This is a genomic window from Sulfuricurvum sp. (genome assembly GCF_028713855.1).
Classification (GTDB): domain Bacteria; phylum Campylobacterota; class Campylobacteria; order Campylobacterales; family Sulfurimonadaceae; genus Sulfuricurvum.
The window spans coordinates 105,463-118,563 of record NZ_JAQTNN010000006.1; the positions used below are offsets into that span (position 1 = coordinate 105,463).

15 protein-coding genes are annotated in these 13,101 nt (G+C 44.0%); 6 read left to right on the forward strand and 9 right to left on the reverse strand.

Annotated features, from left to right (window positions below):
* Nucleotides 1-891: an MBL fold metallo-hydrolase gene (locus PHI47_RS07365; RefSeq protein WP_299935611.1), complete on the forward strand. Its 891-nt coding sequence runs from the start codon at nucleotides 1-3 to the stop codon at nucleotides 889-891.
* Nucleotides 892-909: 18 nt separating this feature from the next.
* Here the strand turns inward: PHI47_RS07365 and PHI47_RS07370 are convergent, their stop codons facing one another.
* The 8 genes from PHI47_RS07370 to PHI47_RS07405 form a co-directional block, all read right to left on the reverse strand.
* The gene (locus tag PHI47_RS07370; protein WP_299935612.1) at nucleotides 910-1,263 is read right to left on the reverse strand and encodes a sulfite exporter TauE/SafE family protein; all 354 of its coding nucleotides are present in this window, start codon (nucleotides 1,261-1,263) and stop codon (nucleotides 910-912) included.
* Nucleotides 1,264-1,280: 17 nt separating this feature from the next.
* Nucleotides 1,281-1,808 carry a YceI family protein gene (locus PHI47_RS07375; protein ID WP_299935614.1) on the reverse strand — a complete coding sequence of 176 codons (528 nt, stop codon included), beginning with the start codon at nucleotides 1,806-1,808 and terminating at the stop codon, nucleotides 1,281-1,283.
* Nucleotides 1,805-2,758: a hypothetical protein gene (locus PHI47_RS07380; RefSeq protein ID WP_299935615.1), complete on the reverse strand. Its 954-nt coding sequence runs from the start codon at nucleotides 2,756-2,758 to the stop codon at nucleotides 1,805-1,807. Before PHI47_RS07380 ends, PHI47_RS07375 begins: the two co-directional genes overlap by 4 nt.
* Entirely contained in the window at nucleotides 2,755-4,305 is a 1,551-nt protein-coding gene (locus PHI47_RS07385) for a hypothetical protein (RefSeq protein WP_299935617.1), read from the reverse strand. Before PHI47_RS07385 ends, PHI47_RS07380 begins: the two co-directional genes overlap by 4 nt.
* On the reverse strand, nucleotides 4,274-4,915 hold the full coding sequence (locus PHI47_RS07390) for an ABC transporter ATP-binding protein (RefSeq protein ID WP_299935618.1): 642 nt from the start codon (nucleotides 4,913-4,915) through the stop codon (nucleotides 4,274-4,276). Before PHI47_RS07390 ends, PHI47_RS07385 begins: the two co-directional genes overlap by 32 nt.
* Entirely contained in the window at nucleotides 4,912-5,991 is a 1,080-nt protein-coding gene (locus PHI47_RS07395) for an FtsX-like permease family protein (RefSeq protein WP_299935619.1), read from the reverse strand. The genes PHI47_RS07390 and PHI47_RS07395 overlap by 4 nt, the downstream gene beginning before the upstream one ends.
* The gene (locus PHI47_RS07400; protein WP_299935621.1) at nucleotides 5,988-6,446 is read right to left on the reverse strand and encodes a hypothetical protein; all 459 of its coding nucleotides are present in this window, start codon (nucleotides 6,444-6,446) and stop codon (nucleotides 5,988-5,990) included. The genes PHI47_RS07395 and PHI47_RS07400 overlap by 4 nt, the downstream gene beginning before the upstream one ends.
* Nucleotides 6,447-6,527: 81 nt before the next feature.
* On the reverse strand, nucleotides 6,528-7,652 hold the full coding sequence (locus tag PHI47_RS07405) for a hypothetical protein (protein WP_299935623.1): 1,125 nt from the start codon (nucleotides 7,650-7,652) through the stop codon (nucleotides 6,528-6,530).
* Between the two features lie 106 nt (nucleotides 7,653-7,758).
* On the opposite strand from PHI47_RS07405, the gene PHI47_RS07410 reads away from it, so the two are divergent.
* Together PHI47_RS07410 and PHI47_RS07415 are read left to right on the forward strand one after the other, a co-directional pair.
* Nucleotides 7,759-8,364 (forward strand): hypothetical protein, encoded by a 606-nt coding sequence (locus tag PHI47_RS07410; protein ID WP_299935625.1) that lies wholly within the window; start codon nucleotides 7,759-7,761, stop codon nucleotides 8,362-8,364.
* A 44-nt stretch (nucleotides 8,365-8,408) separates the two neighbouring features.
* Nucleotides 8,409-9,242 (forward strand): hypothetical protein, encoded by an 834-nt coding sequence (locus PHI47_RS07415; protein ID WP_299935626.1) that lies wholly within the window; start codon nucleotides 8,409-8,411, stop codon nucleotides 9,240-9,242.
* Here the strand turns inward: PHI47_RS07415 and PHI47_RS07420 are convergent.
* Nucleotides 9,226-10,551 (reverse strand): OmpA family protein, encoded by a 1,326-nt coding sequence (locus PHI47_RS07420; RefSeq protein WP_299935628.1) that lies wholly within the window; start codon nucleotides 10,549-10,551, stop codon nucleotides 9,226-9,228. The genes PHI47_RS07415 and PHI47_RS07420 overlap by 17 nt on opposite strands.
* 66 nt (nucleotides 10,552-10,617) lie before the next feature.
* On the opposite strand from PHI47_RS07420, the gene PHI47_RS07425 reads away from it, so the two are divergent.
* The 3 genes from PHI47_RS07425 to PHI47_RS07435 all read left to right on the forward strand — a co-directional run bounded on the left by PHI47_RS07425 (nucleotide 10,618) and on the right by PHI47_RS07435 (nucleotide 13,099).
* Entirely contained in the window at nucleotides 10,618-11,385 is a 768-nt protein-coding gene (locus PHI47_RS07425; protein ID WP_299935630.1) for an RMD1 family protein, read from the forward strand.
* Between the two features lie 39 nt (nucleotides 11,386-11,424).
* Entirely contained in the window at nucleotides 11,425-11,712 is a 288-nt protein-coding gene (locus tag PHI47_RS07430; RefSeq protein WP_299935633.1) for a c-type cytochrome, read from the forward strand.
* Nucleotides 11,713-11,818: 106 nt separating this feature from the next.
* Entirely contained in the window at nucleotides 11,819-13,099 is a 1,281-nt protein-coding gene (locus PHI47_RS07435; protein ID WP_299935635.1) for a sensor domain-containing diguanylate cyclase, read from the forward strand.
* The last annotated feature ends 2 nt before the right edge of the window (nucleotides 13,100-13,101 follow it).

Sequence of the window (13,101 nt, forward strand, 5' to 3'; positions counted from 1 at the left end):
ATGCAGCGATATACATCACCCAAAATCCCGCTCAAAACAATATTAAAATGGCAGTTCTCCAAATCGTTCTCTAAAAAGAGTACCTCTTCTGCCGCACTGCCGGTAATCTTGCAAGAGAGATTGCCGGAGGGAGAATATGCGCTGTGGCTCGGACATGCGAGCGTATGGCTTCATCTCGGAGAAACAACGCTATGCATCGATCCCGTATTGGGAAATATCCCGTTCTATCACCGCCAAAGCCCTCTTCCAATTGCGAAAGAAGCGTTACATACCGACGTCATTCTCATTACCCATGCCCATTACGACCATTTTGACAAACCTTCCGTACTGAGACTGTTGAAACAAAATCCGGAGTGCATCATCGTCGCACCGGCAGGATTTTGGCGGTATTTGAAACGTCATATTGCGCGGGAAAAGTGTTTTGAGCTGGAATGGTGGGAATCAGTGATGATAGGAGGACTTTTTATCACTCTTGTCCCCAGTCTCCACTGGAGCAATCGTATCCATTTTGACATGAACAAAGCGCTGTGGGGAGGATACGTCATCCAAAACAGCGATCATACCATCTACCATTCGGGAGACACCGCCTATGGGGAACATTTCAAAGAGATCGGAGAAAAGTTTGAGATTGATGAAGCATTTTTACCGATCGGAGCCTACCGCCCAGAAGAGATAATGAAACAAGTTCATATCAGCCCACCCGAAGCACTTCAAGCAGCACATGACTTAGGTGCCAAAACGCTTGTTCCGGTTCATTATGGAACCTTTATCCTCTCGGATGAACCACTGGATGAACCGTTACTATGGTTTGAGCAGTTGGTAGGTGAAACTGTTTTCCCTTTTCAGGCATATTCCCTCAAAATGGGGGAAATTTATCGTTTTAGCATCTGAATCCAAATGGATGCGATGTTATTTCGCCTCAAAAATCATATAAATGCCTAAAAAGACTAAAAATGCTCCGAATAGTATTTTTAACGTATGCGTATCGATATAATGAGCGCTTCGAGCACCGATCCAACCTCCGATGAGCGCCATTAATGCGATAATAAATGCCGCTTTAAAATCGACATTCCCACTGCGATAGTATTCTAAAACGGCGGCGATCCCTATCGGAGGCAACAATACGGCAAGACTGGTACCGATCGCCAGTTTCTGAGAAAATCCGACCAAATACATGAGTGCCGGAACGATTATAATTCCGCCGCCGATCCCTAAAATTCCTGCCAATATTCCCGATGACAATCCTATTGCTATAAAAATCATCCAAATCATTTATAAAGCTACCGTTTTAACTCCAAATCAACATTCAAATCGACTTGATCCCGCACGGTCAGGAACATCATTTTAATCGGTTTCATCCCGAAATCCGTCATTTTTAATGAACTGGTCGCTTTGATTCGAACTTTGTTTCCTTCGGCAGAAACACTCCCGTCAAAACTCATCGGTTTCGTTACACCGTGAAGATTCATCATCCCTTTTAGGGTGTAATTATCCCCCCCTTTTGCAACCACTTCTTTCACATCAAATACCGCTTTGGGAAACGAAGAGGACTCCAATGCTTCTTGCATATGTTCATCACGCTTTTTATTGTCGCTGAATAGATCACCCATCGAAATCTCGATAGAACCTTTTAACGTCGAAGGGCTTGCTTCCATACTCAAATGCGAAGTTGCTTTCTTCGCCATCGGGTCAATCGTACTATCACCAAATACTTCCGTATGCGCTTTAACCGAGCCCGATTCGAAATTCAAAGACCCCGCATACAACATTCCGCAAGCCAAAATGGCCAATATACTCAATTTTTTCATAATATTCTCCTATGATAGAATGGATAGATAATTCCAAAAAGCCCTAACACTGCCGCAGCTATCCAGAACCGATGTTCTATAGCAAGTCCGTTTGCAATCGATGAAGCGATCCAGCCGACTCCCACCATCGATAATGCAATGAGGCGTATGTCTGCCAATCGTATCAACGCCTGAAATAGCAAAACATTATAATAAGAAATCACAACCGGATAGACAACCGACAGTAAAATCGGCTCTTTTAACCAATATAAAGCATAGCTGAGAATAAATAAACCCAAAATAGCCCGTGTTTGTCTCATAAGCTCTCCGCCATATCGATAGGCTAAAAATACCCCTAAGAGATGCGCCGGAATAATAATGAGCGGGTATGTGCGCCAAATATCCATTCCACCGGACCGGCTAAGTGTCTCAAAGAGTGCCGAATCGGCAAAAATCCAGAGCATCATTACCGCAAGTATTTCCCAATGAAAAGAGATGCTCTCACTCTCACATTGATGTTTTAGATGTGAAAAATACAAAGCGCTCACCGATAGAAGCGGCAATATAATCGCAATAGCTCCCCGTTCAACGAATGGATAGGTATACAAAGCCGTTCCTACGGTATACGAAATCGCCAATCCAAAAGCAAGTTGTAACATACTTTGGGACCTAAAAATATACAGTAGCAACGGAGTCGTAAACCCTACCACAAACCCAAGAAGCAGCAACATTTCCAGTGAATAATCCGGATAAAACCAGGAAATAAGTATCTGAATTCCAAACAATACATAAAGTTCCATCCGGATATTTTGATGACGCCAATAAGCACTCAGAACACTTCCGATAATCCCTCCGATAGGGAGGGTATAAAGATCATGTATATGCGAATCAAACACTCCGACAACCCCAGTTTGTGCAATAAGAAGATAATAAAGAAGCTGTGAAGCAAGTACGATTACGAGGTAATTCACTCTCTGCCCCGTACATAAAGCCAGTAGATCATCGCATAGACTCCATCATAAAAGGCTACCAATACTGCAATAGTGTCCAATGTCCCCGCCATATACAGTGCTGCAAATACCGAAGCCACCAGAGAACGTATCGTCGCGCTCAGAGCAGCCAAACGTTCTGCATCGCCGTGCAATCCAGTCCAATGCACTATCCCTGTCCCGATCATAAAAGCAAAAATGACATATTCATACGTTCCGCTGAAATGCCATCCCATCACAGGGAAAATCCATCCGCCGGCTAAAAGGAGTATCAATCCACCCCCCGTATCGCTTAAAAAACCGATCCAGTGGTAGCCTTCAATCAAAGTTATATGCTGTGGTTTTATACGGTGCCAAAGAACCTGAAAAACTATCAAAATCAAGAGAAATCCAAACAATGAACGTCCGCCAAAAAAAAGCTGAGCATCTGTGTGTATCCATCCTGTTTCCACCATACCGGCAACACTCAATGAAAGTGCCATCAGCGCAATCAGTGTTGTCCAAAGGGTAGCGAATGTACGTGTCATCAATGCAGGAAGTGAGCGATGCACTATCGTCAGCGCCATAAAGGCAACGGCAATCCCCATCGCGATATGAGCATGTCCCACAACCAGATCATTGCGGTGAATCAATTCCCGAATCTGTGGAATAAACAAAATATTTCCTTCGATATCCACAAAGACAAACGCAATGATCGAGAAAAACAGATATGGGTTATACTCGAATTTCAAAGCGCCATCATGCCACCATCGCCAAAGAAGCGGAAGATACAGCAGGGTCAGATACTGAAAAAACCACTCTTCATTATAAGTGAGAGGATGAATGAAATTACGAATGTACAACGAGATAATGTATCCGCTCAGCGGAACGATCCACAAAATATGCCAACGAGGGGCAAACGGCTCTTTTGAAACCAGTTTTACCAATAAATAGTAAAGCGGAAGAAGTGCGAAACTCATCCCCAATGTATTATCTCCATGCGGACCTACTAGGGTTTGCTCCACCTGACCGTATTGAGGATTCATTAAAATCACCAATACGATCGGCGCGGCGACAACAGTGATAAGCGATACATTCACCCACAGTGGGCGCTTTTCGTAACGGCGCAATGCGTCAATGAGCGCTAGAAGGTAAAACAGACCGCTAAAGGCGAGGAGAAAATTGAGCTGATAAGGAAAATCATAAAAAGGGAGCCCTCGCATATTTCCAAACAACAGTGCCATGCTCATAAAAAGTAAAAAGAGGTTCCACACAACAAAATAACGGCGTAAATGCGCTATTGCATTCACTGATAATACCCCCTCTTTTTCAAACAGAGCAAAAGGTAAAAGTGACAACAACAAAGGGAAAAAACCGTACAGCATCAAAGAAATATGCAATGATCGGGCGCGTTCAGGGGAAAACAATGTCTGTGAGCCGTCTAATCCCAATATCTCCAGCGAATAGACGAGTCCCGCAATCAATCCGAATATGAGCCAGACAAGGGCGAGAGGAAGTTCATCGTTTAAAAATGTCTTTAACAATGCCATCCTCCATTTCGATAATCGTATCGGCAAAATCAGCGATTTTTTTGTCATGGGACGCAACGACAAACGTCGTATCATTGCGTGAAAACTCCCGAAAAAGTTCATACACTCCTAACGCATTTTTCGTATCCAGATTCCCCGTCGGCTCATCGGCGAATACCACTGACGGACGGTTGATCAGAGCACGGGCAATAGCGGCACGCTGACGCTCCCCTCCGGAGACCTCATCACTGTAGCGTTGTGCAAAACGTTCAATCCCAAGCCGTGCCATTAGAGGATCAATATCCTCTTGAAATTCAGGGAGTGCGGCAAGGGCAATATTTTCACGCAGCGTCAGATACGAAATCAGATAATGAAACTGAAAAACGAATCCGATATGACGGCGTCGGAACAGGTCTATACTTCCCCATTCCGAAAGGGCTTTGGCATCATACGTCACATGGCCGCTCGAAGGGCGCAGCAACGTTGAGAGGATGGAGAGCACTGTCGTCTTTCCGCTTCCGCTCTCTCCAATGATGGCTGTAAAGCTTCCCGGTTCAATACTCAGATCAATCCCGCGTAAAACGTGCTCGTGGACGTAATAATGTTCTAAAGCTTCCGCAACGATCTTCACGCTCCCCCCTTTTGGATCAAGCTCATCGGATCGATACGTGAAGCATAAATCGCCGGCATCAACGTCCCAAACAGCGCCATTATCACCGATACAACAAATACTTTAATCAACAATCCAATCGTTATTTCACCGTTGATGTAGCCTTGAAATTTATCGGCGTGCTTGATCAGGTCCAATACGCCTTCGCTAACCCCCCAGGCTACCGCGAAAGCGATAACAGCAATAATCAGTGTTTCACTGAGAAGTTTAAAAATAATCACCGACGAAGAGAGTCCGATGGAACGCATAATCCCAAATTCACTTTTTCGATCATTCACCACCATACTCATCATGCTCACGATTCCCAATATCCCCATCAAAAAGGCCATCGCGCCGATCACATCCGAGCTCGTTTTTATAATCTTGAATTGATTGTACGAATCGATGAAACTGTCGGTGGTTTTAGCTTCCAGATCGGGCTGCATCGCGTTGATCTGATTTATGATCGCAGTACTCTCCCCCAAATCAGAGAGGGTGAGGAGAAAAATCGAAGCACTTTTGTGAAATACCATCCCCGCACTTTGCAAATCCATCACAACCCCGCCGTCTTCAAATCCGATACGGCTTTTAAACACACCGCTAACGGGAAATGCTTTTTTGGAAAGGGTTATTATTTTAGGATGTTTCAGCGTCTCGTAGATTTTAGATCCCAACATCGCTTCACCCGCGTTAGGGTATCTACCCTGCGTCAAATGATAACCCTTAAATCGTCCCTCACTCACTCCGTAAATCCCTACAATCGGGAGCGGATCGACCGGAGCCGCCCCCAATATAAGACCGTTTACCTCTTTCACTCCATGCAGCTGTGCAATGCTATGGAGCAAAGAGCGGTTGATATCGCTGAAAAACGTATCGGCGATCCCGCGCTGAGTGACGATGATATCTCCGTCGGTTTTGAGCATCGCACTGTACATGCTCACCACTCCGCCCGAAATCGCGCTGATAAGAAAAATAGCGGAAATCGAAACACTCATGCTGATAAAAATGAGCGCCGTTTTGAAACGGTTTTTACGAAGGGCTTTAAGCGGGGTAATCACTGCTCAATCGCCTGTTTGAGTTCATCGGCGGTACTGACGTAATCGATGCGTTGAACGACATTCCCTTTTAGTTTCATAACGGTGATTTTCTCTTCTTGCCCCGGAAATTTCAAACCAAGTTCTTCATCATCGATCAATAAAACAATATGGGGATATTTCTGCATTTTCGGGATTGCGAACGTATTGCTGATAAAGGTAGGCATTCCACTGATATCGGCGACGAATATCGCATTATGAGCATTTAAGTACCCCTTGTCCTGCGCGGCGAGATACTCATTCACCGTGGCACCCGTCCCCTTTTCGTAAGCCAAAAGCAACGTCTTAGGCATCTCTTTTAAAGAGTGCATTTTCCCGAACTGGTCTTTTAAATTCAGCGGCTGAACCGATTGACCGACTTTATACGCCGCACCCCAAACACTTACAACCAGTAATAATAAAACGATAATTTTTTTCACAAGAACCCTTTATACACTTTCTCAAAAGTGTAACCTAACAAATGTAAACAGGTTATTTTTTTTGCGAAGGTTAGCGGGTTATTATGAATTTTTAATGAAGCTCTGATTTTTTATTTTCTCTTCGAGAATACGCAGTTCCGGCAGACTCAATGCAAAACTCTCATCCATTATTTTATCAAGATGATTCATTTCGGTGAGGGTAATCCCAAACGGATCTTTTTTCTCCGTCCGGGTCGTCGAACCCGTTAGGGTGATGTTGTCCAGTTTTTTAGCGCTGTGGCGGACGAAATAGGTGAGGAAATAGCCTCCGACATGGTCTTTTTCAATCGCGACAACAACCCGTGACGCATTGCTCCCCTCAAACTTCGCATCCGGTGCAAGCGTTTTAAAATCGTCAACGCTGAGATATCCGACATACACTTTCGTGTAAATATCATGATAACGCTGCGTCGCGCTTCGATTAAAAAAATCCATATCGATAGGGGATTTTGCACGAAGCGAGCGCAACATCCACGATAAGGTACTGTAGTATTTGAATGATGCAACTTTCAGCTCTTCCGCATGGGCGATCTTAGCACTCTCAACACGGATCATCGGTGCGCGCGGAGATTTACTGCTGAGTCGATCCAAAATATGGCGGGCGCTGTAGGGTTTTGTAAGCCATACGGAGGCATAAGGAGGCAGGTCCGATGTTCCCGTCGCACCTTCGTTGAGCACTAATAGCGCTTTCACGTTATAACGGGGAAACAGCACTTCGAGCAATGCCCGTTTTTTACGAAGTCGTTTTTTGAGATTGCTCACCGATTTGACGAGGGTCATCTCGACGAAGTAAAGCTCTTTGTCAGTGAAAAGCAATCCGTCGAACTCCCCGATTTCTTTGTGCCGGGCACGATAAATGATCTGCCCTTTCCAGCTTACCGATAATGCGTCACTTTGGGCACGGGTACGGTGCTTATGGGGGCCTTTAATAATAAAACTTTTAATCTTTGGTTCATTAGTGGCAAAACGGAGTAGCTTTTCGTAAATATAGTTTTCATACACTTCTCCCTCAAACGAGCGAAACGCACTGATGTACCCCTCATCTTCCATCGTAAGCCCTTTGGCTTCCAACGAGAGAAGGTGATCAATATTGTAATCGTAATAGAGAAGATTATCGCCGAGTTCCGTATCGCCATCAGGGATAACCGTTTCATTTATCGTGAGCATAAAACTCTTTTAGTGCAAATTTAAGGTATTTTGCAAACACCCGTCATTATTTTACCTTATTTTTACCCTAACACTTCTCTAAAGATCATCGTGATATACTTTATCTATGCAAAACAGACCAACTGAAGATCAAATCCGCACTCAATTCGTCACATCTTTGATGAATTATTTTAAAATTGAGGAAGACGTTTTTTTACGTAGTCATATCGATGAACTGATCCGTCCTATCGGTACCAATCGGTACAGTAGTTTTCTAAATCGGCTATCATCACGTGATATGCCCTATAAAACTGCCTTCGAAAAAATTGCCTTAATCGCTTCGGAATTTGAAGATGAAGCCCTCTCACCTATAGATCTGGAAGCTCACGATAGAACGCAAAAACTTTATGCATTGATGTATGATATCCGCCGTGATGTGAGTTCGATACGAGATGGTGAAAAAAGTGCTCTTGAGCGGTTTGAAGCGATCCGTTTCACCTCTATCAAACGTGCTGGTGAAGAAAAAGCTCTGCTGGATGAAACGGATATCAATGTCGTCAAAGCCCTCACCAAACAATGGATTTATGACTACATTTCACTGGATCGAAGTCTCTTTGAAACACGGGTGGTTCACGAATACCGTAATGAAATCTTGCGTCGTGAACGTTCTAAAAACGATATCCTTGCTGCACCGCTTAAAGCAAAATTCATCTCTTCGGTCAAACGTTCATGATTACCCTTCCTACTGTTCTGATCGATCGGGAGGATTTAAGTCTTATGGAGCGCGCCATAATTCCCCTTATCGCCCGTCATACCCAGCAATGGGGAGATAAACCGAGCGATGTCGATGCCTCTACGTTAGCTCAGGTTCTCCGTCACAGCCCGCGAGAAGTGATAGAAGCTCTCGATAGCCTCGTCAAAAAAAACATTCTAAAGACACTCCGCCGCAAAACGGAACAAGGGGTAATGATCTATTACACCTTTGTCCCGATCGCTACACTATCCGCTTCGAATGTAGCACTTACAGCAACGCAATACAGTGACAGCAACTATTACCTGAACCTCTCAAATGAAACATACTCACAGATGCACGCTTTTGCCCTGGAATTATGTGATCGCGAGGGACTTCGACGAGAGCTTTTTGATGATTTCAACCTATACCAGCGGAGTCAAAACCGCCGTTCTTTTGACTGGTGTGCCGAATTTGAGCGATGGGTGCGGCGTGAGATAAGTTCAAATGCTCCGGTATTAGCCTCAACTCAAGAGCTTGCCGAAGCCAAACCGACCATGGAAGAGTTTGAAATGGCGCAATACTTCATCCGACATCTCGCCTCGATCGATCCACAGTTCGAAGTGCCAGAAAATGTTCAAAGCTGGGCGAAGCAGATTAAAGTTCTTCTTGATACAGAGGGATACACTCTGCTTGATGTCAAGGCGGTTATTGACTGGCTATTCAGTGCCAAAGGGGATTGGTTCCGTCCGAATGTTCCCGATGCCTACCATCTGCGTAAACATTTCAAGCGGCTTATATCCAATACCCGTTCCTTCCGTGACAGCAAACCCCGTCTGCCTGAGGGTGTTAATATCTTCGATATTATCGGGCGAGAATAAACTCTACACGGCGGTTTTTTGATCGTCCCTCTTCGGTCTCGTTCGGAGCAATCGGATCGGCATCTCCCATCCCGTTGACCGTAATAATTTTTGGGTCAATTCCCTGAGTCACCAAGAACTCCGCCACCATTTTACCCCGCGCTTCTGAGAGAATCTCATTTGTTGCATATAGAGCTTTTAACCGTTGCGGCGGAATATTATCGGTATACGAGTTAATAATGATTGTTTTATATCCGCTTGATTTAAAGAGCTTCGCCCATTCGCGCAAACGATCTTTCCCATCCTCGTTCAACGCTACGATACGACTCTGAAAGAGCTGAAAATTTCGGAAATACGGTGCAAGCTCAGGGGTGGAAGGTCTTTCAACCACAGGCTTAGGAGCAACCGCCGATTGAGCCGGTAAATCAATTTTAGGGGCAATCAGTTTTGTCACCGGTGCAGCAGAGGCAATCGGTTTTAAAACAGGAGCTGCCGGTGCTTTCGCTATCGGAGTTGCAAACACTGAAGTCTCGGCTTCAGGGGATTTAACCATTGGAGCAGTTGCTACAACAATATCCGCTGCTGCTGCTTTGACTATCGGAGCCGTTACGGCAGGAACCGGCGCCTCAGCCATTACAACGGTTACAGGTTCCGGTACATTCACGATCGGCGAGGGATCAGGCACTTTTAACACAGCGACCGCAGCAGAGGGCTGAGGAATGATCGGATTGGTAACGGCAACCGGAGTAACAACCTGCCCCGGCTTAAGTTTTTCAAGCTCCATCATCACACACGCCCCTTTGACATCGCGTGCGGTCATAGTGAATACATTCCCTTTAATTTGCCATTTAGAATTTTTAAGCGGCTTGAGATCCTGATCCAGCCCTTCGTATTTGCGGACTCCAAACCCTTTTGGAACATTCACGGTGAGAATATTCTCCGCCGTAACACAATCCGGACTCCCCTTGCAATCACCGCCGCTGAGGAGAATTTTATAGACACCGTTATTTTCGGAAACCAAAAAATCGTCTTTGAATGCCCGTTGGATATACGAATAGCGGTCGGTATTGGCAAAAGAGAGCTTGACCGTTCCATCTTTCAGCTTTTCAATCGTATTATTATCAGGACGGACATAAACGAGCCGTGTAGGATCAAATCCACGGTCAAACATGAATCCGTAATTTTTATTTTTGCTACCTTGATAGTTAAAATGGAGTATGCCTTCCGAAAAATCGGATTGGGGATAAAAAATCATCTCTGATACATCTGCGAAAAGAGAACCCCAGCCTAACACTATACTGATCAATCCTATAACTATTTTTCGTTGCATTATCACCTCTTTGTAATCAACGAATGATACACTATGGGAAACAAAACTTCGGTTAAAAGGAGATATATGAACCTGTTATCCCTCAATCTAAACCGCAATTTGACCAAAACAACCATCGAGTATTCTTTGGATGCTGTAATGAATAAAGGGGTTGAGAACGGCTATTTCGGGCAAAACAATACTCTACATATCGCGTTATCCCCGTTTGGAGTCCTTACCCTTATTGCCGAAGAGAAAAAAACGATTCTAAATGCGCTCTCGGTGCTGGGTATTTCGATGGAAGATGATGAACTCATTACCCAAGATTATCCGATACACATTGACCCATCATCAGCAGAATCTTTTGTTGTCACGAACGAAGCGATCATTTTACGTGAAGTTTCGACCTTAAATCTGAACGTCATTGCACTTGCTGTCTCCCAAAGTGTCGGATTAGAGCGTTATGAAAAACGGCTCGATACCCTCTTTAGCCAAAGTCGCCGAATCGTTGAATCCATCCGCACGTTTTCGATCATGCGCAGAGGTCATCTGATGCAATTTGCCAAACGCCTCGCCCTTACCCGTCATGATATGGTAAGCAACCTGCTGCTTCTCGACAAACCCAATATTCTTTGGGACAATGAAGAAGCCGAATCGCTCTACAACCGTCTGGCTTTTATCCTTGAACTCTATGATCGGCATGAAATCGCCCTCTCTAAACTCGCCCAGATCAAAGAAGACGTCATGCTGGTCATGGATTTGATCAATCATAAAAAAAGCGAGTTTTTAGAGTGGATTATTATTGTTTTGATCGGGGTCGAGATTGTAATGGGGATTATGCAGATGGTAAAGTAAATGTGTTACAATAAACAAATATGACCCGAAGGATATAACATGAAAAAAGCGTTTGTTCTCTTAGTACTCGGTATATCAGCCATTATGGCGGCAGACAGTGCCAAACTTTACGGTGCCAAATGCGCGGAATGTCATGGTATGGACGGCAAAGACACCTCCGTCGCCGGCAAAGCGATCGCAGGCGGCAGCGGAGCATTGGCAAAACTAACCGGTTATAAAAATGGAACCTTCGGCGGCGATCAAAAAGTGATCATGGAAGGCAATGTTGCCACTCTCAGCGATGCGGACATGAAAGCCATTGCCAGCTATGTTGACACGCTAAAATAACCTTTATCCTAGGAGTTTTTAAAACTCCTTTTTCAAACAATTATTAAATTTCATAATTTATTGTTATACTTTCTGCATAACTGTTATATGAGAAGGGTAGATTAAGATGCATATAATCTCTCAGTATTTTCCTGATATTCAAAAATGTGTAGACGATTTTAGTATCAATGTGGAGAGTATACAATTTAACCCCGCAAACGATTTTCTCTACACCCATGTAATCGCCGAACAGAAAAAACTCCTTTTGGCACTCCTCCTTTCGAACTCGAAAGAGGAAATCGATCAAAATACCAAAATACTCGTATATTATACGATCGAAAACGACATCTCTTATCTGTTTCTCTACAGTGAACTTATTACGATCGTCCGTAAGCTCCTCGGTATTCTTGTCGAAAAACAAAAGTTGCAACACATTGATTCAATCAATCGCTATTTTTCGGAGCATGAAGATCGGATTACCTCGTTGTATCTACAGAGATTTTTAAATCAGCTCACCCTTAAAAATACTCTTCGCCTCTCCCATATCGCCCTGATGCCGGAAAAGAAGTTCATGGTTCATTATGAAAGTCACATCCAATGGATACTTAATCTCATTATCTATATACAAAAAAACGAATTTAATAACCCTCCTCCTGAACTCAATCCAAACCTCTGTGAATTCGGACGATGGATGAACAGTTCGACAACCTCATACCTTCTCTCAACCTCCCATTTCAAAGTGATCGAACAGCTCCATGTCAATCTTCATGATTTGGCTGCGAATGTTATCAATTACTGCAAGAATAAATTGGCACGTCCGGCAACCCTTATCCATCTGATGCAGCGGATTGATTATTATTCACTCGAAATAGGAAATGAAATTGCCTTTCTCAATGAAATCGAAGAGAGCGCCAAAGATCCTCTTACCCATTTATTGACCCGTCGGCTATTCAATAAAATCATGCTGAATAAGTTGGATATCTCCAAAGCAACGGGAAGAGAATTTACGCTCATGATGTGTGACTTGGACCATTTCAAAGCGATCAATGATACCTATGGTCATGCGGTAGGGGATATAGTGCTCAAACATTTTTCAGGTATTTTGGAACAAACGCTTCGAAAATCCGACTATATTTTCCGCTTTGGCGGAGAAGAGTTTATGATTTTACTTCCCACAACAAACAAAGAAGATGCTATTGCTCTGGCTAAAAAAGTGTGTGATGCAACGGCGTCTAGCGACCTTATTGTTGAGAATCTATCCCTCCGATATACCGTCAGTATCGGAACAGTTGTGGTTTTAATAGATAATACCATACCCATAAATCAGGCAACAATTGATCAGTATATTGCTCAAGTTGACGAAAAACTCTATCTGGCTAAAGAGAGAGGCCGAAACCGCGTCGAGTAGCA

What these genes read in the sequence shown, in the direction of transcription:
- PHI47_RS07365 (WP_299935611.1), top strand. Translation starts at nt 1, where the DNA reads ATGCAGCGATATACATCACCCAAAATCCCGCTCAAAACAATATTAAAA.
- PHI47_RS07420 (WP_299935628.1), bottom strand. Translation starts at nt 10,551, where the DNA reads ATGCAACGAAAAATAGTTATAGGATTGATCAGTATAGTGTTAGGCTGG.
- PHI47_RS07370 (WP_299935612.1), bottom strand. Translation starts at nt 1,263, where the DNA reads ATGATTTTTATAGCAATAGGATTGTCATCGGGAATATTGGCAGGAATT.
- PHI47_RS07385 (WP_299935617.1), bottom strand. Translation starts at nt 4,305, where the DNA reads ATGGCATTGTTAAAGACATTTTTAAACGATGAACTTCCTCTCGCCCTT.
- PHI47_RS07410 (WP_299935625.1), top strand. Translation starts at nt 7,759, where the DNA reads ATGCAAAACAGACCAACTGAAGATCAAATCCGCACTCAATTCGTCACA.
- PHI47_RS07430 (WP_299935633.1), top strand. Translation starts at nt 11,425, where the DNA reads ATGAAAAAAGCGTTTGTTCTCTTAGTACTCGGTATATCAGCCATTATG.
- PHI47_RS07435 (WP_299935635.1), top strand. Translation starts at nt 11,819, where the DNA reads ATGCATATAATCTCTCAGTATTTTCCTGATATTCAAAAATGTGTAGAC.
- PHI47_RS07425 (WP_299935630.1), top strand. Translation starts at nt 10,618, where the DNA reads ATGAACCTGTTATCCCTCAATCTAAACCGCAATTTGACCAAAACAACC.
- PHI47_RS07375 (WP_299935614.1), bottom strand. Translation starts at nt 1,808, where the DNA reads ATGAAAAAATTGAGTATATTGGCCATTTTGGCTTGCGGAATGTTGTAT.
- PHI47_RS07405 (WP_299935623.1), bottom strand. Translation starts at nt 7,652, where the DNA reads ATGCTCACGATAAATGAAACGGTTATCCCTGATGGCGATACGGAACTC.
- PHI47_RS07415 (WP_299935626.1), top strand. Translation starts at nt 8,409, where the DNA reads ATGGAGCGCGCCATAATTCCCCTTATCGCCCGTCATACCCAGCAATGG.